The sequence below is a fragment of the Thermogutta terrifontis genome, assembly GCF_002277955.1.
In the GTDB taxonomy this organism is placed as follows: Bacteria; Planctomycetota; Planctomycetia; order Pirellulales; family Thermoguttaceae; genus Thermogutta; species Thermogutta terrifontis.
Genome location: NZ_CP018477.1, coordinates 1,065,838 through 1,086,246, shown reverse-complemented (window position 1 = coordinate 1,086,246; position 20,409 = coordinate 1,065,838). Strand labels below are relative to the sequence as shown.

14 protein-coding genes, 1 tRNA gene and 1 pseudogene are annotated in these 20,409 nt (G+C 55.8%); 5 read left to right on the top strand and 11 right to left on the bottom strand.

All coding sequences use genetic code 11. The annotated features are described in order from the left end of the window. Positions 1 to 67 precede the first annotated feature (67 nt). The 7 genes from fliE to THTE_RS03995 all read right to left on the bottom strand — a co-directional run bounded on the left by fliE (position 68) and on the right by THTE_RS03995 (position 7,041). Positions 68 to 361, bottom strand: a complete 294-nt coding sequence (gene fliE, locus THTE_RS04025; protein WP_095414223.1) for a flagellar hook-basal body complex protein FliE — start codon at positions 359 to 361, stop codon at positions 68 to 70. Beyond that, on the bottom strand, positions 361 to 780 hold the full coding sequence (gene flgC / locus THTE_RS04020; protein WP_095414222.1) for a flagellar basal body rod protein FlgC: 420 nt from the start codon (positions 778 to 780) through the stop codon (positions 361 to 363). The genes fliE and flgC overlap by 1 nt, the downstream gene beginning before the upstream one ends. 122 nt (positions 781 to 902) lie before the next feature. Beyond that, on the bottom strand, positions 903 to 1,313 hold the full coding sequence (locus THTE_RS04015) for a flagellar basal body rod protein FlgB (protein ID WP_095414221.1): 411 nt from the start codon (positions 1,311 to 1,313) through the stop codon (positions 903 to 905). A gap of 172 nt (positions 1,314 to 1,485) precedes the next feature. Beyond that, positions 1,486 to 2,916 (bottom strand): sigma-54-dependent transcriptional regulator, encoded by a 1,431-nt coding sequence (locus tag THTE_RS04010; protein WP_095414220.1) that lies wholly within the window; start codon positions 2,914 to 2,916, stop codon positions 1,486 to 1,488. Between the two features lie 46 nt (positions 2,917 to 2,962). Beyond that, entirely contained in the window at positions 2,963 to 3,865 is a 903-nt protein-coding gene (locus THTE_RS04005) for a sensor histidine kinase (protein ID WP_095414219.1), read from the bottom strand. A gap of 64 nt (positions 3,866 to 3,929) precedes the next feature. After that, entirely contained in the window at positions 3,930 to 4,364 is a 435-nt protein-coding gene (flgN, locus tag THTE_RS04000; protein WP_095414218.1) for a flagellar export chaperone FlgN, read from the bottom strand. A gap of 166 nt (positions 4,365 to 4,530) precedes the next feature. Further along, complete coding sequence (locus tag THTE_RS03995; RefSeq protein ID WP_157731710.1) at positions 4,531 to 7,041, bottom strand: tetratricopeptide repeat protein; 2,511 nt, start codon at positions 7,039 to 7,041, stop codon at positions 4,531 to 4,533. Between the two features lie 592 nt (positions 7,042 to 7,633). Here THTE_RS03995 and trmB point away from each other — a divergent pair. Then, positions 7,634 to 8,275: a tRNA (guanosine(46)-N7)-methyltransferase TrmB gene (gene trmB, locus THTE_RS03990; RefSeq protein ID WP_095414216.1), complete on the top strand. Its 642-nt coding sequence runs from the start codon at positions 7,634 to 7,636 to the stop codon at positions 8,273 to 8,275. 95 nt (positions 8,276 to 8,370) lie between these two features. Here the strand turns inward: trmB and THTE_RS03985 are convergent, their stop codons facing one another. Next, positions 8,371 to 10,230: a beta-L-arabinofuranosidase domain-containing protein gene (locus THTE_RS03985; RefSeq protein WP_157731708.1), complete on the bottom strand. Its 1,860-nt coding sequence runs from the start codon at positions 10,228 to 10,230 to the stop codon at positions 8,371 to 8,373. A 383-nt stretch (positions 10,231 to 10,613) separates the two neighbouring features. Here THTE_RS03985 and THTE_RS03980 point away from each other — a divergent pair. Beyond that, positions 10,614 to 10,687 (top strand) — tRNA-Arg (locus tag THTE_RS03980). Between the two features lie 10 nt (positions 10,688 to 10,697). Here the strand turns inward: THTE_RS03980 and THTE_RS03975 are convergent. Then, on the bottom strand, positions 10,698 to 11,312 hold the full coding sequence (locus tag THTE_RS03975) for a hypothetical protein (RefSeq protein WP_095414214.1): 615 nt from the start codon (positions 11,310 to 11,312) through the stop codon (positions 10,698 to 10,700). Positions 11,313 to 12,212: 900 nt separating this feature from the next. Between THTE_RS03975 and THTE_RS03965 the strand changes: the two genes are divergently transcribed. Both THTE_RS03965 and THTE_RS03955 read left to right on the top strand, forming a co-directional pair. Continuing rightward, a complete protein-coding gene (locus tag THTE_RS03965) occupies positions 12,213 to 13,703 on the top strand; it encodes an RHS repeat domain-containing protein (RefSeq protein ID WP_095414212.1) in 1,491 nt (496 codons plus the stop codon). A 595-nt stretch (positions 13,704 to 14,298) separates the two neighbouring features. Then, a complete protein-coding gene (locus tag THTE_RS03955) occupies positions 14,299 to 15,081 on the top strand; it encodes an RHS repeat domain-containing protein (RefSeq protein WP_157731706.1) in 783 nt (260 codons plus the stop codon). A 703-nt stretch (positions 15,082 to 15,784) separates the two neighbouring features. Here the strand turns inward: THTE_RS03955 and THTE_RS18185 are convergent. Next, positions 15,785 to 15,964 carry a hypothetical protein gene (locus THTE_RS18185; protein ID WP_095414208.1) on the bottom strand — a complete coding sequence of 60 codons (180 nt, stop codon included), beginning with the start codon at positions 15,962 to 15,964 and terminating at the stop codon, positions 15,785 to 15,787. 117 nt (positions 15,965 to 16,081) lie between these two features. Here THTE_RS18185 and THTE_RS18615 point away from each other — a divergent pair. After that, a pseudogene (locus tag THTE_RS18615) lies at positions 16,082 to 16,492 on the top strand (RHS repeat-associated core domain-containing protein); the annotation flags it as partial. Between the two features lie 32 nt (positions 16,493 to 16,524). Here the strand turns inward: THTE_RS18615 and THTE_RS03935 are convergent. Further along, positions 16,525 to 19,953 carry a glycosyl hydrolase gene (locus THTE_RS03935; RefSeq protein ID WP_095414206.1) on the bottom strand — a complete coding sequence of 1,143 codons (3,429 nt, stop codon included), beginning with the start codon at positions 19,951 to 19,953 and terminating at the stop codon, positions 16,525 to 16,527. Positions 19,954 to 20,409 lie beyond the last annotated feature (456 nt).

Genomic DNA, 20,409 nt, shown 5'->3' with positions numbered 1-20,409 from the left:
CACACGAGTTACTTCGTGCGTAATACCGGCGACCTCTCCAAAGTGCCACTAACCTGACCAAAGAACCCTAAACACGAATATTTTGGATTTCCTGGTATGCCTGAATTAGTTTATTTCTGATTTGCATCATCAATTTAAAGGCGATATCGGCTTTCTGGACGGCCGTGAGAACTTCCGCCGGCGTGACCTCCTCCCCCAGCATAAGTCGCTCCACCGCCCGGTCCGCCTCCTGCTGCATAGAATTCACTTCGCGGATGGAGCGCAGGAGAAAATCACGAAAATCGGTTTGCTGCGTGGAGCCCACCTGCTGTGGGCTGCCCATGGGCAAAGAACCTGGATTGATCCCGCGAATCGCATCCATCAGGCCAGAATCCTCAACGTTTGCTGGGTCATGTCTTTCGTGATCTCGATGGCTCCCAAATTGGCCTCGTAGGCCCGGGCGGCTTCCAGAGCATCAGTGAATTCCGTCATCAGGTTGATGTTGGGATAGGCGACATATCCACGCATGGGACCCTGCTGGATGGCATCAGGATGCCCGGGCTCGTACTTATACCGCGGCGGACGGTCCTCGACGCGGACGCCCGAGACACGGACCCCCTTTGCTCCAAAGGCCCCCACGGCGGGATCGGCCTGAAACGTCACGTAGCGAGGCTGATAGGGATGTGGCTCACCCCGCTCATTGTGAGTTGTGGAAATGTTGGCAATGTTTCCCGCAATTGCTGTGATGCGAATTCGCTGGGCCACCAGTGCACTGGTACTAATATCCAGAGCAGAAAACATCGCCACTATCCTTTTCGTTATAAATCACACGAAAATTTCCTGCTTACTATTTTCTTCCGTTTTATTCATTTTCTCCAATTAGCAACTGGCTCCCATCTTCTGCAAAAGGCCGGGCTGTATTATTACACGCGTTCGCTGATCGCGGTCAAGAGTAACCGAAATTGGCTCGCCATGATGGTCAGCGCCGTATTGTGAAGCATCTGGTTTTTGACCATTTCACTGACTTGTTCCTCGACGGACACATCGTTACCGTCGTGGCGGACGAACGGTCGCTTGTGTGACGACCAATCGGGCGGTCTCGCCCCCAGGTAGTAAGCTCGATCGCCCGGGGAGCTGAAGGGCACCGTGTTCCTTTCCGCCAGGGCCTTTCGCAAATGGGCACGGAAATCCTCCACCGGCAAGTCCATCGCCTGATAACCAGGCGTATCCAAATTGGCCAGGTTACCAGCCAGGACGGTATGCCTGACCTCGGTGAAATCGGCCACACTGGCCAACAGAGGAATGCTGGTGCCGGTGAAGATTCCGTTCCACATACGTTTTTCCTGATCAACATCTGATATGGATGGATGCAACCGTCATGCCAATAGTGGCGATTAAATTTACTGGACTTTGCCGGGCCTTTTGGCCTCTTTTCATCCCCACCGGTTCCTCACGTCGCCGTGATCATGGCAACTTTTGCCGGAACGATTCAGCAGATTTTGCCGATCACCCTGTCCGTGAAAATCGCTTTGCTCGCGGAGGATAACCATATTGGCGCAGTTTCTCCGTGAGCGTGCGGACCCCGATTCCCAGAGCCTTTGCCGTTTTCTCCCGGTGTCCGTCATATTTCTCCAATGTGGCTTCAATCAGGTAGCGCTCCATATCCTGAAGACTGATGCCAACCGGAATATCGATCGGACGCGGGTTTGCCGGGGATGCCGGAAGCCACCGCCCGATCTGCTCTGCCGTAACGCGATCTTCCGTCGTCAAAACACATACCCGCGTGACAAGGTTTTCAAGCTCCCGAACGTTGCCTGGCCAATCGTGCTCCATCAGTCTGTTTACGGCCGAATCGTCCAGCTCTGGCACCGGCCGTCCCAGCCGTTCTGCACAACGCTTTTGAAAATGGGCAATTAATTCAGGAATATCTTCTTTTCTTTCTCGCAGGGGCGGAATATGAATGGGCAATACTGCCAGACGATAATAGAGGTCCTGGCGGAAGCGGCCCCCGGCAATTTCTTTTTCCAGGTCTCGGTTTGTTGTGGCCAAAACGCGAACGTCCACATGTAATGTGCGGCTGGACCCAACCCGCTCAAATGCTCGCTCCTGCAGAACACGTAGAAGTTTGGCCTGTAACGCGGTGTCAATTTCCGTGATTTCGTCAAGCAGGAGGGAGCCTCTATGCGCCAGTTCAAAACGACCCACCCGGTCTGAATCCGCTCCCGTAAATGCCCCCTTCTCGTGGCCAAATAGTTCACTTTCCATGAGATGTGCCGAAAGCGCCGGGCAATTAACGCTGATAAAGGGTCCGGCAGCCCGAGGACTAAGATAGTGAATAAGCCTGGCGACAAGCTCCTTTCCCGTACCACTTTCTCCAAGAATGAGCACTGTCTCACTGGTGGCGGCCACCTGTTCGATGCGACGGCGAAGCTCCTGCATGGGGCGGCTCGATCCCACCAGAACAGGCATGTTCTGTTCCGCTCCCGCCGGAGCAGCAGTTTCTGCTGGGCGAAGGACCTGATTGTGCCGAAGTGCCTCCGCCACGAGGCGCTCGAGCTGCCCCGCATCAAAAGGCTTTTCGATATAGTCGAAGGCGCCATGGCGCATCGCCTCGACCGCCGAAGCAACCGTGGCGTACGCCGTGACCATGATCACTCGTGTCGGGATCTGTCGCTTCTCAATGTGCCGTACGAGGTCGAGTCCCGACATTCCCGGCATATTGAGGTCGGTGACAACTACGTCCCAGAAAGACCGGGCAAGTAAGTCGATGGCCTCGGCTGCACTTCCGCAGGCCTGCACGTCATGGCCTGCCCGACGCAATATATCGGCCATCGCCTCGCGGGACGCGGCATGGTCGTCCACCACAAGGATTCTGCCAGACCTGCGAAGATGCGTGTGGGCTGTTTCCTGTCTTTTAGGAGTTCTAAGATCAGTCATATTGTGGCGACTCCATTTCCGTTATATTCGCTTATAAACGGCGCGTTTACGCGGCTCGTTTGCCCATCTGCGTGGGGACGATACAGCGATTGGGAAGATGAATATCAAATACGGCGCCACCGTGCGTTCCGTTTTGCACGGTTATCGTGCCGCCATGTAGTTGAATAAGGTGTTCGACTATCGCCAGTCCCAGCCCAGTGCCATTCGCTTTGGTCGTGAAGAACGGCTCAAACGCGTGCTGAAGGGCCTCCTCACTGAGCCCAGGACCGGTATCCGCCACCGAGATCAAAAGATCCCGACCGGCGGCTGCCGCGCGGACAGTTAACTCGCCTCCTCCAGGCATGGCATCGAGAGCATTGAGCAGGAGGTTGATGATCACACGGCGCAAGAGATCGCGATCGGCCCAGGCCAAAAGTAACTCGGGCACTTCCACTTTTATATGCACTTTCTGCGATACCGCTTGCAATTCTATTTCCTTTGTAATATCAATCAGCCATGGTTTCAGTTCAAAAAGGGTTTCTTGAAGTTCTCGATCAGCGGCGAATTGCAGGATGTCGTTTAAAACGCTTTGCGCAGCCTGCACGGCTTGCTCTATTTTTCCGATTATTTCGCGAGATTCTGCATTTGTAACTCGCCGTTTCAAAAGACTCACATAGAGGGATACCGGCACAAGGCTGTTTCGCAGTTCATGGGCGATGTGAGCAGCCATTCGACCCAGGTCAGCGAGACGGTCTTTACGGGCAAGCTCGCGGTTTTTCTTTTCAAGCTCTGCCGTCAATCGCCTGACTTCCGCCTGGAGGGCCTCGTGAGTCTGTTCCAGGCGCACCGTCGCCGCGTGCCAGGCCTCCAGAATGGCCGCCAGGTCTGTGCCTTCGGTGGCTGGGCCCACCTGGCTCGGTACCCGTGGCGTGCTGTTTTCCGTGTGTTCAGCTCGGTCGTGCTCGTTCATAACGTCTGTCGGACTATTCCCTGAAACCGGGTCTTTGCAGGCCTTAATCGGTAGGAAACTGCATTCACAGGGTCAGATCGAGTTCTCCGCCTGGAATGGCGTTTCCTCCCATGTAAGCCGCCCGTGCCCGTGAGACTTCATGAAGCTGCCCCAATTCGGCGGCGATGGCATCCCGCCGTTTTTCCAGACGTGCGTGGCACTCCTGTTCCACTTGCACGATCTTTTCCAGGAGTTCGCGGCACGCTTTGACAACTTCCGGAAGTCCCGAAGCAATGTTCCGGGTGTCTTCCGCCGATCCGCCTTTTTGATCCCCTGAACGCGTCAGCCGGCTATCCACCTGCTGGAGCCTTGCAAGTAAACGTTGTTTTTGTGCCAGAATATCCAGCACCCCGTCTATCTGGTTGTTTTCCACATAGGTGTATTGATGCTGCGTTAATTCATAAATATCCGTCAGAATCGCATGTTTTTCTAACCACAATTCTGTTATGAACTCGGGCATATCACACCCTATCCATAAAAGTCTCAATGCAAGTCGTCTTGGTGATCTCGTCCTGCATCTTTACATATTGTTGAATACGACTATGTGCACTTACAGTGATACCAGATAGAGCGATATTTACATCCATCGCGATACACACCAACAATCGGGCGTGAATCGGCGCGATTTATAAATGGCGTTCTAACCATGCCAGACGGGCCTGCCATTCCTCTCGGGAAAAAGGAGTTGATTTTTCCAACGCAACATCCGGAGGAAGTCGATTGAGCATGATTTTGGCCTGCTGGAGCGTGGTTTGCGCTTCTCTGGTGCGTCCCATGGCACGATAGCAGCGGGCCATCTGCATATACGCATCAAGGACTTCTGGTTCCGATTGCAACCGATTGGTGAGCGTCACGTAGGTGTTGATGGCATCTCCGAAGCGTCCAAGGCGATAAAGCACGTCACCCAATGCGAAATACACGTTGCGGAGGAGTTTTTGCGTCGCGGGAGTTGTGCCCCCCCTGTCCCATTGGGAATCCAATTCCTTTTGAATAACCTGAAGTTCTTCGAGGGCGCTTTGAAGCAGATCGCGAGTCAAAGCGGACTGCATCGCGGGAATGTTTGGTTGACTTGAGGCCTTCGCCACCGCGGCGCGAAGATAAAGTTCCGCCAGGAAATATCGAGCCTCCGGAACGCGACGGTCCTGGGGATAACGTCGCACGGCTTCTTCCAGCTTTTCCAACGCTTCACGATCCCGCCCGAGGCGAAAATAGAGCGTCCCCACAGTGAAGAGCGAATCCCGCCATTCAAGGCTGGTGGGAGCCAGCTCTCCGGCAAGATTTTCAACCAGAACAGCCTCTGCTTTGTCGTATTCCCCTTTTTCCATGTGGGCATACGCTGCCCAAAGTCGTGCTTTGTAGGACGCGGCGTCTTTAGAGTGGAATTCAATGCACTCATAGAGCACGCGCAGGGCGTCGTCTGGCTTGCCCATGGCGAGAAGACATTCTCCCAATCGCAGAAGGGCCTGGGGATTTCTGCGGCGGGCTTCATTTCGCAGATACTCGCGCAATACACGGGATGCCCGCGTGTACGATCCACCTCGATAGTAATAATCTGCAGCTTGCCAAAGGTCCTCGGTGTAGAAACGCGTTGCTGCTCGGAATCGTGCCAGTCGCGTCAGGTCATCCCCGGCCAGTCGAAAATAACGTCGTGCCAGGGCCTTGTTATCTTCAGTGGTTCCATCTTCCGGTTTTGAGCTTTCCAGATATTCCCCCCAGGCGATGTAGGTCTTTGCGCGAAGGCTGTATACAAGCTCCGGCGTAAAAACGCCCTCCATACCGTTGGCGAGTTTCAGGCACAAGGAGAAAAGTTTTTTATCAAGGCAGTCCAACCATACTTGGTCAACGGTTTGACGAATATCTTCCTTCGATATCCAGGGATTGAGAAACCGCTCCGCGTCAACCATCTTCTGGATACAATTGGCCAGCTCGTCCACGGTGCGGTCGTGACGACCAAGGCGGTGGTTAAGTCGGGCGATCTGGAACCGGGCAGCCCAACTCTCCGGATAATCCGGAAACTCTGAACAGCAGCGTTCCCAAGCTGCCATGGCTCCGTCATAGTCTTCCCCCAGATTCAGGATCACCCCGAGTAAATACGCCGCTTTGGCCCGCGCGCTCTCGTCACCAAGCGCATCCGACTTCACACGCTCAAAGGACGCTCGCGCCTCGTTGATATATTTGAGGAATTCTTCTTTTCTATTTGACTCTTTATTTTGGACCAGTTTCTGAGCGCGCAAGAGGGCAATCTGTCCCCGAACCAAATACGCTTCCGAAGAGTTGACCCCTTTAGGAGTGAGATGCTTCAGGCTCTCTTCGGCCGCATCAGGACTGCCCAGGGCAAGATGAATTCGTGCCTGCTGCAACCATCCCGCATTTTGGGAAAGCGCGTCAAGTCCCGGCGTCAAGAGGAAGGCCTGATTGAAGCGGAGCGCTTCCTGCCGGTTTCCCTCTGGATCCAAAAGATGGGACTCGGCCATCAGCCAGTTCACACGCGGCTGCTTTTGGGAATCGAGTTTGGCGGCTTCTCGGAGGTATTTCCGGCTTTCGGCAAATCGGGAAAGATAGTGAAGCGTTCGTCCCAGGGTGAACAGCCCATCAGCTTCACGGCCGGGGGGAAGTCCCACAATCGTTGCCTGATCTCCAAATTGAGCTGCCAGAAGGAGCATGCGGTGGCGCTCCGTGCCCGTTTGACGGTCGGCTTCCGCAGTATAGGCCACAAGCTGCGCGAACAAGGCCGCCCTAAGTAACTCTGGATCTGCCCGCTTATCTGCCAGAGCTTTTGCCGCCATTTCGTGGACAGTGGGCCAATCCTGAGCATCGACCGCCTCAAAAAGTGCCGTGGCACCGTCTTCTGGCTTGCCTGTCAACCACCACCATGCGAGACCGCCCAGGCCGGCAACCACCACGACCGAACCGATCACCAGTGCCAGCAAACCCCATTTGGAACCGAAGAGCGCACGGATGCCCTTCTGGCGGACGGCCTCGGGCATGCGGCGTTCCGCTCTCTCCGGAGATTTTTCGACAGTGGCTTGCGGGACCTGGTCCTGTGGTTCCGGCATATCGAGTGGGCCTTTTCTGGGCTGTCCCAGCAAGGTAATAGAACAACCATCCACACGCGGACAGGGATTCAGCCTGTCCACCCGGTCCACCCCGATACTGGGAAGGAGGTATTTACAGAAAAGGCCGTCAGCAGTCAATCTCAAACTGGAAAATCAAGCAGTCTGGAAAAGCCAGGCAGTTCTGTGCAGAATTCCTCCCTTGGTTCGAGTTTCCCATCCGGTCTTGGCGGATACTCGGCCCAGGCAAATCCGGCTTGTGGTTAGCCTTGTCCCATCGCCGGACGAAAGTTGCCCACGGAGATGATCCCGTCTGTGTTTTCACCCATCAGCCGACCGGGGTAACCCCTTCGATGGCGGTACCGCTTCGGGATAAGATGATAAAGGAAAAAGGGCGCGGAAACACGAGATCGGGGTATCCAACCGTTTGCGGACTTCCTGTCGTTCTGACCTGTCAAGTCCGGGCGGAACGCACGCGCTGCCCCCAAAGATGAGGGAGGACCCCATCGGAACTCGCGTCGTGTCTCGCGAGAGGTGAAAGTCTAGCGCAAATTGGTTGTCGGAAAAACACGGCCGTATTTTCAACAACTGGTAGCGCGTTTTACGCTTTCATTTGTCACGTGGTAGACGAGTACTTTTTATACTGTATTCGAGATGTTAATACGGAATAGTGACAATGGGACGACGTGCTTTGCGCAAGATAGATCCCAACCTGGATCTCTCCTTCCACTACCGCGAGCTAGAGGCGATACCCAAGCCGTGGCAGAGTGACCAGATTTTCGGGCGCGTCGCACCTCTGGAGGTTGAAGTGGGCAGTGGAAAGGGCCTGTTCCTTCGACAGGTCTCCGTGGCTCATCCAGAGCGTGACTTCATCGGTTTGGAAGTGTCGCAGAAATACGCCCGGTTTTCCGCCGCTGGTCTGGCCAAGTTGGGGGTCCGGAATGCGATTGTGATCCACGGCGACGCCCTGCGTTTTTTCGCCGAGTGGCTACCGGATTGTTCGGTTGAGGCCGTGCACGTTTATTTTCCCGATCCCTGGTGGAAAAAACGACATAAAAAACGGCGAGTCATGAAGGAAAGCTTCCTGCGGGATGTCGAGCGCGTATTGACGCCAGGCGGACGCCTTCATTTTTGGACTGACGTGGAAGAGTATTTTCAAACGACACTTGAATTGCTCAAAGCGAATACACGATTGACTGGCCCCTTCCCTGTCCCCGAGCACACTCCCCAGCATGACATGGACTACCGCACCCATTTTGAGCGACGGGTTCGCCTCCAGGGAGGCACCATTTACCGGGCGGAATTTGCCAAAGAGTAAAAATGTAACCCCGCATCTTAATAGTTATAAATGTTCATCCGCCCTGTATCGCGCAACTCAAACCCGCACCACGGTCGCCACGATTGCTCGGCCCCTCAGGGTGATCCATCCTTTGTGGGTACGATCAACTCGTCCTCCACGAACGCCGGATCGTACGGGTTGGGCACATGAAAGTAGGTTGCTTCCCCCGTGGGATCGGCGAACTCGGTGAGCTTCAGCGTGTAATTGGTCGGAGCGTGAGGATACCATGCTCCTGGGGCCCATGCTTTCACGCGGCAGGCCAGTCCCCCAGGGTGAACAGCTTCATCGCGGAATGGCCCTTCCAGCGTTTCCGGATTGAGGGTGATCAGGCGGAGATCGACGTCTTTCAGGTCCGCATGCGCCTGGCGGCTCAAGCAGAACACCAGTGGTCCATACATCACGGCAACCCGGCCAGATTGAGCCCGCCGTCCCCGCACGAGTCGCAATTTCATCGGGATTGTCAGCACCACTTCGTCACCATCTTTCCAGGTCCTGCTGAAAATGGCCCAATCTCCGCCTTTGACAACCACGGCCTCGCTTTGGTCTGGGAGTTTCACCGAGGCTTCTTCGCAATAGCGAGGAATTCGCAGGCGAAGTTCGAACGCCTCTGGCTGCGCGAGACTGACCGTGAGGGTTATGACCCCGTCGTGAGGATAGTCAGTTCGCTGTGTGATCGTGGCAACCTGGCCACCTGGAAGCCGCAGCTTAAGCTGGCCCGCAGTGTAGAGATTGATCGCAACCCCCTGTTCCGTTTGATAGCCAACCATCCCCGCCAACTCGGCAACGATCCGACGATAGTTATTGGGACAGCAATATGTATCGCTTGAAAAATACGATCGCGGCCCATCAAAGGGTGGGTAGTACCGTATGCGCCGACCATCGGGAGACTGAGCAGCGAATAATCCGTTATAAATAACTCGCTCCATAATATCCCCATAGAGGCTCTTTTTTTCACGGCGTAAAAGCTCATCCAGCCAGCGGATGAGATACGCCGTAGCGCATGTTTCACCCAGATTGATCGTCCCCGACTGACTGTCGTGCCAGCATTCATGATCGCCACATTCGCCGGTGATGACCATACCCTCGCGATGGAGCAGAAAATCCAACGCCTGTCGGCTCGCCTGCCAGAGCCGCGGATCAAATTGCTGATCATCCAGCCGAAGCTGCGCGATGGAGCGGCAGAGATAGGCATAAATGTGACCTTCAATCTGACCGTGCCGTCCCACAACGATTCGGGCCTGCCATTCGGGAAGTTTTCTGAAATTGACGACAAAGTCTTTATAACGGGAATCATTCGCTTCTTCGGACAACAGCAGAAAAGCGTTTTCCAATCCCGTCACGGCCATATAGACGGTGATGGAACCCCCGCCCGGCTGGTTGTCAGGATGAGCCTCCCAATTACTGATGATGTAATCCGCCAGCCGACGCGCAGCCTGGAGGGAATCTTCCGTGCCGAAAAAATGGTGATCCGTGGCGAGGGCATAGACCAGATACGACATCTCGTGAATGTCCCACAAACTCCACATTCGCGACGAAGGTTCCATTATCCCGATATATCCGTCTTCCTCCTGCGTGGCGAGTATCTCGCGAATAATTTGGTCTTTTAATTCGCGCAAACGTGGATCGCCGGTATGAACAGCCAGTCGGACAATACTATCGAGTAACTTCCCCAGTCCCACGTAGCCCCCTTTTTGGTTGCGGCTTTGAAATGGTGCGAGGAAGTCCCGGGATATGTCGATCTGAAGGATGTTGTTTTCAATGGTCACGTCAATCCGCCGACCCATTTCGCCCTTAATCTGAACGTCCTGCAACGGAACCTGCCGCCAGGGCGTTTCTCCAGAGGCAACCGTCACGGCGACGAGCCACAGGACTCCGCATGCAAAAATGCACACTGTGCGACGCGGTTCCAGATTTCCGGATTTGAATGGGTCCATTTTTCCTCTCCTCATTGAGCCAGTAGTAAGCGCGGGACAGGTTGCCGAAGCTCGACACCACAGCAAAGCGATACTCTGCCGTCACCATGGTGGCCGAACATCGGCAGATCTGCAATCTGCATCTCGTAGGTGGTCTAATGCCCCACGATAGCTGCATCTAGCACGGTGCCGCTGTGAGCCACAAGCCTGAGTGCAAGCCTCAATCGGATCGCGGCAAAAGATGTGAAAAAACCGGTCATAGGGCAGCCGGGTCACCCCCTCGAGAAGGGCTCCCCCTTTGATTGGCCGTGCCACGGCGCTAAAATACCAATGACGGTGGTTCCAGCGGCCGATCTCGCGAATGGACGGCCAAGCGGGAAATGTGGCAGTTTATCTTGTTCTGGGCGCCTCTAGCTCAATTGGATAGAGCATCGGTCTACGGAACCGAAGGTTGCAGGTTCGAGTCCTGCGAGGCGCGCTAAGTCATCTTACAACCATAAGTTACGTTTCACATCCCGTTGCAAAACATAGCTATTCATCGATACTTGGGACGAAAAGTTCTTTATCTTGCCATCTCTTGCGGGAAATCTGCTGAGCCGCATTGTGTGCCACCCGTGTGCCGGAATCTGTGCCAGTGTTCGCTTGGACACCAGTCGTGTCCGGTTGAACACGCTTCGAGTCCGCTTTGGTTTTGGGCCTCCACTGCAGGGCGACCTGGTATGCCGCATCCGTCGGGTCCACGTAGTGGCGTAACGCAATGGAGGGGGTATTGCCCAACCACTTGGTGACCACGGCCAGCGGGAACGCTTGGGCGAGGTCGCTTTCGCAGGATGCCCGCAGGTTATGCCAAAGCCGGGGTCAGGACTCCATACCGCTTTGGCCAATTTCTCTTTGAAGGCCTCACCGGTGGCATTCAGCCAAGCGGCGGTGGCTGGCTGGACAGGTAAGCCGGTGATGCGCGAAGCCAGCAGCGACTCCACGTCGACGCGGATACTCTCCGCCGTCTTTTTGTCCACACGGCCAAGGCGAAGAGTTTTTCGCTTGCCATCAGGGGCCACAAACAGGATTCGCCAGCCTTTGCCGTCTTTTGCCACGCTTGCCATGGGACGCTCCCTTGCTACGTCATAGTGCGACAACCGTCATTTGACTTGCCAGGGTACCTCCAAGCAACTGGCCATCCGTCTGGCTTATCCTTAGTTTTCGTTTGAAGCTGTGAGAGCCCAAAGGGGCCACGTAGGGGCAATTCGTGAATTGCCCCTACCGGTGGGCAGATTTCGTGGTCGCGGGAAAACACGGCAAATGCCAAGTTTGTGAAGGCTAAAGCCTTCACCGAAAAGCGGCGATGAATCGCCGCACTCCATGGAGTGCGGGGCTTTAGCACCGCTTTCAGCGCGGGACTTCAGTCCCCGCTGAAACGGAATTCATGATCGAACGTTGTTAAGCGGACCTGACAGGCAGGTCCCTCCAGGCTTGGGACAGTTTTACAGCGCTTCATGCTTTCGCTTGCGTTGTCAGTCACTGGGGTGGCCGGGATTTGCCAAGAAGGCAAGGAAATTGCGATGTATCTCGCTCTGATTTAACAACTTATGGCACTTACGCTTTTTGCTCCCAGGGCGCTGTCCATGACTTGCCCCCCGACATGCAATACCGGCGATCGCCGTGCGAAGAGGGTCAGGGGCAAGGGTTTTGCGTGGGCCGAGGTTCGCTTTCCAACCCTGCCCTAGCAGGACCGTAATTTATTCGGCAATCGCGTGGAATGAGCCGGCAGGCCAGCGCGGAGGGGCATCTCAAGACTGTCAAGGGATTTCCAGACCGACCGGCCGGGCACCTTAAAAGAAACTTTCTCCAGCCTCAACTCTGTTCAGCGTTGGCTGAGGGCAACCTGATCCCCCAGATGGAACACCGACATAACTCCTTGGAGGGGCTTGACAACACACACATTTAAGCTTGCTGACGAATTTCTGGCCCTAACGGGCACCTTTCTAAAATCGGAGCGGGGTTCAATGGTTGGTGGGCAAAAAGGGACGCGGTTGAGGGCAGAATGGGGGTGCGGCGAGGGCGCAGCGGGGAGTCCCTGGCCGTCGGCCGACACGGAAAAACTCTTCGAGGCGGCCCTTGCTGCCCATCGTCGAGGCCAGCTCACCGCCGCCGACTACGACTATCAGAGCGACGAAAGCTACCAGTACGACGCCAACGGCAACCGCGTCACCGCCAATGGCAGCACTTACACCACCGGCACCAACAACCGGCTTCTTTCCGACGGCACCTACCGCTATCTCTACGATGCCGAGGGGAACCGCACGCACCGGTTCATCGACGCCAACGCCAATGGGCAGCTCGATGCGGGCGACACCGACATCACCCAGTACACCTGGGACCACCGCAACCGGCTGACGAAGGTGTCGCATCGGCCCAGCTATGGGGCGGCCGTGGATTGGGTGGTGCGTTACTGGTACGACTTCCAGAACCGTATGGTCCGGAAGCTGGCCGACCTCAACGGGGACGGCGACTACGAACAGAAACAGAACCTGGCCTATGATGGCAACCAGGTGGTGATGGACTTTCGGTGGACGGGCTCCGGGCTGGTTCAAACAGGTGATCTGGAATGGCGTTATCTCTGGGGTCCAGCGGTGGACCAGATTTTGGCTGAGGAAAATGTTGACAACGGGGCTGACGAAACCGTACAGTGGACCTTGACGGACCACTTGAACACGGTTCGGGACATTGCCAAGTACGATTCGGGCAGCGACATGACCACCGTGGTCAATCACCTCATCTACGACGCCTTCGGTAAGGTGACGCCGGAGAGTCATCCGGCGATTGATAGTCTCTTTTTATTCACAGCCCGACCCTTCGATAGTGACACCCAACTTCAAAACAATCTCAACCGCTGGTATGAAGCTTCTGTCGGCCGCTGGCTGAGCGAGGACCCCATCGGCTTCGCGGGCGGCGATGGGAATTTGTACCGGTATGTGGGGAACTCCCCTGTCTCACGCCGTGACCCAATTGGAGAGAATGGGCAAGGTTACAATCCAAACCTTGGAAAGCCATTTGAACCTCCTGGTAGGAAACCCGATTTTTATCTTTGCTGGCGCAAGATCCAAAACTCAGGCGACTGCTGTATCGACTTCTTTATTGGCATCATCAACGCGATATTCTCGGCCCATTGCTATATACAGGCGGGCGGCGTGGACGAGGCTGGGCATCCGCTACCCGGTACACAAGGGTGGGGGATTGCCGGGGGAGGTCCGGGCACACTTCCTTCCAAAGAGATGGCCTTTCGGCCAGATGGGTGCAAAAAGTTAGTGAAATCCAATGGAATCCTTTCTTATGGCCCCGCAGCCGGGAAGGTGGCGTTGTCGGTATCGGATGATGATATTCGGGCGTGCATCGCTCAGACCCCGATGCGAAAGCCTTACTCCTCGATAGGCTACAATTGCTGCGCTTGGGCCTACGATGCAGTCCATGGCTGCGGTCTACAAATTGAGGCGTAACCCCAAACCAGGATTTCACAAATGGAGAATGGTGCAAATGGGAGTGGTTATCCTTGTATCAGTTGTTCTGCTTGGTTGTTTCCTGTTTTTTCGAATGGCGAGAAAGATTTCTTTACGTATTCTGTTAGTATCTTACTACGCCATCGCGCTAACTGGACTCGCGGTTGGATACATTACTACCCAGTGGGAGTATCAGCCTTTCGCCAAACTGCGCGTAATAGGATTTCCATTTCCGGTAGGGGCCTGGTCCCTTGAGCAGGGAGAGTGGATCTGCTATTCAGCGCCCCTGGGTATGGTTATCCTGGTGATGGTTGCGAACATGGTCCTGTTCGCGCTGGCCTTCGGCTTTGTGTTTTTCCTGGGAATAGTTATAGGCAGCGGATGTTTACTTAAAAGACCTTCACCTCGAGCGCGTTAGTCACACATTGAGATCGAGATCGAATGCGCCGTAACGTGCGTCCACAAGGATGCACTTCAGCGGATGGTAGGGATTTGGATTATAACCGTTGGACGAACATATCCATCAGGGGTTGACTGCTTACTTGAACACGCTTTAGGATATTGCCGAGTTCCCCCGCAAACGGGGGCGACCACCGTGGTCAACCATCTCATCCACGACGCCTTCGGCAAGGTGACGTCGGAGAGTAACTCCGCGGTGGATAGTCTCTTTTTATTCACGGCCCGACCCTTCGATAGTGACACGCAACTTCAAAACAACCTCAACCGCTGGTACGATGCTCGTGTCGGCCGCTGGCTGAGCGAGGACCCGATCGGCTTTAGCGGCGGCGACGCAAGCCTCTACCGCTACGTGGGGAATGCGCCGACTGAGGCCGCTGATCCAAACGCACTCAAGCTCGTTCATTGTGGCAACAAAGCACTTGGTCTCGACAAGTGGATACACGTTCCCGACACATGGAGGGGCGGCGATCCGTGTGCTATTAAATTGGGTCGTTTATACCGTGTGCTCAGCGTTTCGTCTGACCAGGCCAAGATCCGCAGTATCTGCTCATCTATTCAGGCCAAGGCGAAAGAATGTTCTGCTCGATGCTGTGAACAGACAATGGCTAAATTTCTGAATGCTGTTCACGATGTTTGGCTCCTGAATATCTTTGGGTATCCTTTGGGGCCCGATACTTGTCAGCGGTGGGTCTTCGATTTGGAACGCCGGCTCGATAACTTTGGGCTGGCGAATCCGTGCATCCAGAACGCGAGGCTGCAAACCTTTAGGCTAGAAGGCGGCATATTGTCTTCGAGGCATTGCACCTACATGATCGAACTTGCTGATGGGACAGTGATCTACGCCGATAACGGTGCATGGGGAGGTGATGACCACATATTCTTCCCCGAAGACATTCCCGACGGTGTACAACCCGAATAGGAGTCAACAGGATGAGCCCAGGAAGTTCCCGCGCCCTTTCAACAATTTTGGCGGCTGGGGCCTTGATCGCCGTTGTGGCCATCCTTGTTCAATCGTATGGAGCATCGGCACTAATCGCCATCGGCTTGGCAGTGATCTGCTCTCTGCTGGTGACTTCAATCTGGGCGTCGGTTCTGCGTGCCAGAGGAGCACTACTTGGGGCAGTATGCATTGGATGTGGCGTCATTAGTGCGATTATTGGGTGTTACTTAGCCAAACTGAATGTCAAAGCCGGTCCTCTCGCAGCGTTTTCCGGCGCAGTTTGCGGGGGCGGTGTGTGGGTTATTGTCCTGTGTGCCCGGCCAAGTGGTATGTTGAACGGTAAGAGCATTGCTGACAATGAAGCAGCCTCACATGGCAATATGAGAAAAGCGTACACTGGAGCGTATCTTAGGATCGCACTTGGGGCCTCCCTGGCTGGACCCGTTGTTGGTGCTCTGTCGTACGTGCTTTGGCTCAACTTCATAGGCATTCACCCGCTCGACCGTTCATATGCATTACTGTATCATCTTGCCGTGGGTGGCATTGCTGGACTGACTGCGGGCGCTCCCTATTTCTTGGTATGGTTGCTCCAAGTCAGTAGAATAAGAAGCCGGTAGCCGAGGAAGTGACAATTGTTGAGTTACTCGACCACTGGACGTGTGCGCAGCGAGCCGCCTTTAGTTCAGAATGGTGCTAGTATTGTGTTTTCGCCGTAGGCAACCGCACGCACCGCTTCATCGACGCCGACGCCAATGGCCAGCTCGACGCGGGTGACACCGACATCACCCAGTACACCTGGGACCACCGCAACCGGCTCACCAAGGTGGAGCACCGATCCAGCTACGCTGCGGCGGTCGATCATGTGATTGAGTACGCCTACGACTATGCCAACCGCTGGGTTTACAAGCGGCTCGACGACGACGGTGACGGCCACGCCGAGCAGCGGCGGATCTTCATCTATGATGGCAACCAGATCGTCATGGATTTCTGGCGTACCAACTCGGGCGACATGCAGGTAGGCCAGCTGCGCGAGCGTTACGTCTGGGGCCCGGCGGTGGATCAGATTTTAGCCGAGGAAAATGTTGACAACGGGGCTGACGAAACCGTACAGTGGACTTTGACGGACCACCTGAACACGGTCCGGGACATCGCCAAGTATGATCCGGGCAGCGACATGACCACCGTGGTCAACCACCTCATCTACGACGCCTTCGGCCGGGTCACGTCGGAGAGTAATCCGACGATCGATAGTCTCTTCTTATTCACGGGTAGACCATTTGATAGTGACACGCGACTTCAGAACAACCTCAACCGCTGGTACGATGCTTCGGTCGGCCGCTGGCTGAGCGAAGACCCGATCGGCTTTAACGGCGGCGATGGGAATTTGTATCGGTATGTGGGGATTGCCTTCAAGCCGCACGGCTACTGCAACCGTCCGATTTGCACCGGGCCGAAAAGCCCCGAAGGCATCAACTTGGTGTCCGCCGTCAATTTTCGGATATTCGTGCGAGTCAGGCGTTTTTCCGCGGGCAGGGAAGCATCTCCGATAATCCGGTTCGGCCAGAAGTTCACAACCTCGATGCGCAAGCGATTCTTTCCCGCCCGGATCGCCCCGCCAATATCCACACGGAAAGGCGGCGCCCACACAACCCCACAGGAGCGACCATTGACGAAAACCTCCGCAAGCTCGCGGACCGATCCCAGATCAAGCCAGAGCTGGCATGCCTCCGTCGTCATCCAGGACTCCGGGACCTCGAACTCGTTCTCATATATGGCCGTGCCCGAGTAATAACGGATGCCCGGTTCCGAGTGCTCCGTCCAACTGTCGAGCTTTTCAAAAATCACCGTGCCGGGACCGCCCCATTTGGGATCGAAGCTCACCCGCCAGGGCCCGGCGATCTTGGCGAGTGCGTTCCACTGCGGAAAAGCCGGACCTCTCTCCGCCGGATGGCGGGAAGTCGGCTCGCGAAAGATGACGAACCAGGAGCCGCAGGGTCCAAAATTTAGCGGAACGGATGTGCGGCCTTCATGCTCCGTGTACACTCGCGCGAATTGCCGTTCCCCGGTGACCGCGTTCCACAATTCGGGGGCTTTTCCGCTCACCCGGAATATGGCGGTAACCTGCTCCGGACGCGGATTGCGGTTCGCCACGAAATAGATATCCACTTCCCCGGCCCGGCGATGGATGTAGTCCAGATCCGACTCCGGATCTCCCCCCACAAACTCACAGTCTGGGGGTATGCCGAGGGTCTGAAGAACCTCGCGTGCCGTCCGGTCGGAAATGACTTTTCCTTTATCCCAGAGTTCGGCCACCAGCCGCCGGTGCTCCGATTCATCATCGCTGAGACTGGGAGATTCTTTCGGCCTGGGTCCCACGATCACAGCACCGGCCTGCGCCAAATCCGCCACTTTGCGGAGTACAGGGAGAGAAATCACACCGTGTGAGGGTAAAACCAGCAGCCGATAGCTCATCCCGTCAGGAAGGACGATGCGGCCTGCCTCTACTCTCGCCCGTGTCAGCAGCGCTTCTGCCGTGATGACATCGTAATCATACCCGGGCAAGATTCTGGCCGGATCTGATCGCTTGTGCTGGGCAAAGTTGGGCACGTGATCGCCGTAATAGTAACAAACATCTGCCACAAACAGCCCCTGCTGAAGCATGAACTGGCAGCGATTGATGTAGTCGAAGAAGGGTTTGGACTTTGCCCACCAGGTGACGTTCGGGTTGAGGTGCGTCCCGGCAAAATATTGAAGTCCCGGCAATCCGTGCTCCTGGGGTGAACACACAAACGCATGCCAGAAGAGCAGGTTGAATCCCTCGCAGCAGGCCTTGTCAAACGAGGGTTTGAGATTATCCCAGAGCGTCTCCTGCCAGTGTGGGCCGATGGTCGTGAATCCTTCGGCCGCCACGAGACGCCGTCCGTAGGTGTGCGCGGCCGAGGCCGGTTGTTTGACGAAGAAACGGTTGGCATCCCCGATTCGGTGACGCCATGACCATGCCCAGAACTCGGACATCGGTACGTCGTTGAACCCCAAACATTGCTGGGCATCGATGGGCACGGCGTGAGGGCCACCGGATTCGGGATGGATTTCCAGGCCATGCTTATGGGCATTGTCTCGGAACGGCCGATAATGATGGTCAATCACCAGATCACCCACTGTGCGGCGAAAATCATAGAGAAAACGATGACTGGCGCGACGGTCTCCCACAATCCGACCTGCCAGGACGGGCATCCAGGGCGTGATCGAATATCCCCGTCGTCGCTCAAACTCTTCGGGCAGCGTGGGCGTCCAGTTGAATGGTTCAATCTCCCAGCTATCGGTGTGAAGATACTTCAGCGTTCTGCCTTTATACGGACCTGCGTCGGCCAGCAGGACCTCCACAACTCGATCCCAGTAACGTTGAAAAGCCCCGGCATCCAGCACATCCAAGGCATAACCTTCCCATCCCTCACTGCACGTGGACACATAGGCGCGATCTCCAATGGTATACCCAAAACGCAGGATCTCCCACGTGCCCTCCGGAACCTGCCAGGTCAGGGTGCCATCCTCGGCCAGCTTGTCCGTCAGGTCGAGGACTTGGTCCGGCGTTGTATCTTCTTCCCCGGGGATGGGCTCGTCCTCCTCCAAAAGTGGTGTGGTATCCGGGGCGGAAAAATGGAGTGGTCTGTAACCGGCCTTCTCGGCCCAATTGCGAATGGGGCGACGGGTTGACTGTTGCGGCCATTGCTGCCCTGCACCCGAAAGCCGCAGTTCACAAATCTGCACATTCCGCGGTTTCTCGAGGGATCCCCGATCATACGCTCCCAGAATGACGAGCCGAAAAACCAGTCCCTCCACCGGCTCAGTGGACCATGTGAAATCCTCCCGCGGATTCTCGAGCGTAAATTCGCCCACAGGCCGAAACTCACGGCCATCTCGCGATACATCCAGCCGACACGCATGGGGCCCATACATCGGCCGCGGTCGGAGAAGCAACCTCTCGATCTTCACCGGACTGGTGAATCTGAATTCAATCCACTCCGGGTGATCCGGTGACGGCCCCTTTCCAGGCTGGTTACCCGCAGAAACCCAAAACGTCTCAGGGTTATTATCGACAAGATCTTCCACCGGATGGCTTGGTTGAGCTGACGACGCCGAGATCCGCACGTCGATCGTATTGTTGGCTGGGGGTTTCACAGGGTAGGCAACGACGATGGCGTCGCGATAGTAGCCGTCACGCGAAGCCGGCTGTGGGAGTTTTTGCCGGAAAATTGCGGGTCCGGAAACACGCAACTCTGACCAGACGAGTTTCTTGGTTGCGTCCTCGGCAGGCACCACGGGTCCGCCAAGGTTCCAGCCACTCTGAATATTGAGGCTTATTTCCAGCCCCAGCCGATCGGCTTCCCGTAAGGTGTGCCTGAATAATTCTCGCCACTCGGGCGAGAAAAAGTCGGGACCGTGGGGGGCTCGCTCGTTGCCGTCCTGACTCGAGCCATCCGCATCGCAAACGAGCGCCCCACCGAAACCCTTGGCCTTCATCTCCTCCAGATCGCGCGTGATTGCCTCGCGGGTGACACATCCGTTGAGCCACCACCAGTAAGCCCGCAGACGGGCTTCGCGCGGCGGCGATTCCCAACCCTCCTCAAGCGTTCGCGACTGTGCAAGCACTGTCGCGAAAACCGAGAAAACGACACCCCAAAAGAGGCACCAGCGCAGTCTTTTCATGATGGTTCCTTGCTCCGAAAAACCTGGACGACTTCCCACTGGCGCGATCGGACTGAACGGCATCCAAACCAGAAGTTGCACGTCGGACACCCGGAGCGCCTTCTCTCTGCCCCCCACGCGCAACACAATCCTCGCGAGACACATTATGAGCTACTCCCCAGGCAGGCTCAACCAGCGGGGCAGATGGGACGATCAATTCGGCAATTCGAGAGAACTTCCTTCCGGCTTTGAACAAAACGCTAATGCCCGCCTTATGCCTTCCTTAAAAATCAGCAAACCTCAGGCGCCCGGACGAGGATGGTCCAGGATATATGGCGTGGCCACCATTCGATGTAGGGGGTTGGTACTAAAAAATTGTCCCCGCTTCGCCGTTGTGCGGCGTCGCCACGAGCGAAGCCGAAACGTTCTTTTCCTTGTGACCGTTTGACCAATCGAATTTCGCTGCGACCACGCCCCACCCCATCGAGCGATTCGAACGTATCGCTAAACATTCCGCGCAATTGCTGCTTGACCTACCTCTGTACAATGACGGTACTCGGCGCTGGGGTTCACTGCATTTTGGAGTGATCTCCAAGCCGACGGCCGGTCGCGTAATAGTTG

What these genes read in the sequence shown, in the direction of transcription:
- fliE (WP_095414223.1), bottom strand. Translation starts at nt 361, where the DNA reads ATGGATGCGATTCGCGGGATCAATCCAGGTTCTTTGCCCATGGGCAGC.
- flgC (WP_095414222.1), bottom strand. Translation starts at nt 780, where the DNA reads ATGTTTTCTGCTCTGGATATTAGTACCAGTGCACTGGTGGCCCAGCGA.
- THTE_RS04015 (WP_095414221.1), bottom strand. Translation starts at nt 1,313, where the DNA reads ATGTGGAACGGAATCTTCACCGGCACCAGCATTCCTCTGTTGGCCAGT.
- THTE_RS04010 (WP_095414220.1), bottom strand. Translation starts at nt 2,916, where the DNA reads ATGACTGATCTTAGAACTCCTAAAAGACAGGAAACAGCCCACACGCAT.
- THTE_RS04005 (WP_095414219.1), bottom strand. Translation starts at nt 3,865, where the DNA reads ATGAACGAGCACGACCGAGCTGAACACACGGAAAACAGCACGCCACGG.
- flgN (WP_095414218.1), bottom strand. Translation starts at nt 4,364, where the DNA reads ATGCCCGAGTTCATAACAGAATTGTGGTTAGAAAAACATGCGATTCTG.
- trmB (WP_095414216.1), top strand. Translation starts at nt 7,634, where the DNA reads ATGGGACGACGTGCTTTGCGCAAGATAGATCCCAACCTGGATCTCTCC.
- THTE_RS03985 (WP_157731708.1), bottom strand. Translation starts at nt 10,230, where the DNA reads ATGGACCCATTCAAATCCGGAAATCTGGAACCGCGTCGCACAGTGTGC.
- THTE_RS03975 (WP_095414214.1), bottom strand. Translation starts at nt 11,312, where the DNA reads ATGGCAAGCGTGGCAAAAGACGGCAAAGGCTGGCGAATCCTGTTTGTG.
- THTE_RS03965 (WP_095414212.1), top strand. Translation starts at nt 12,213, where the DNA reads ATGGTTGGTGGGCAAAAAGGGACGCGGTTGAGGGCAGAATGGGGGTGC.
- THTE_RS18185 (WP_095414208.1), bottom strand. Translation starts at nt 15,964, where the DNA reads ATGATCGACCGCCGCAGCGTAGCTGGATCGGTGCTCCACCTTGGTGAG.
- THTE_RS03935 (WP_095414206.1), bottom strand. Translation starts at nt 19,953, where the DNA reads ATGTGTCTCGCGAGGATTGTGTTGCGCGTGGGGGGCAGAGAGAAGGCG.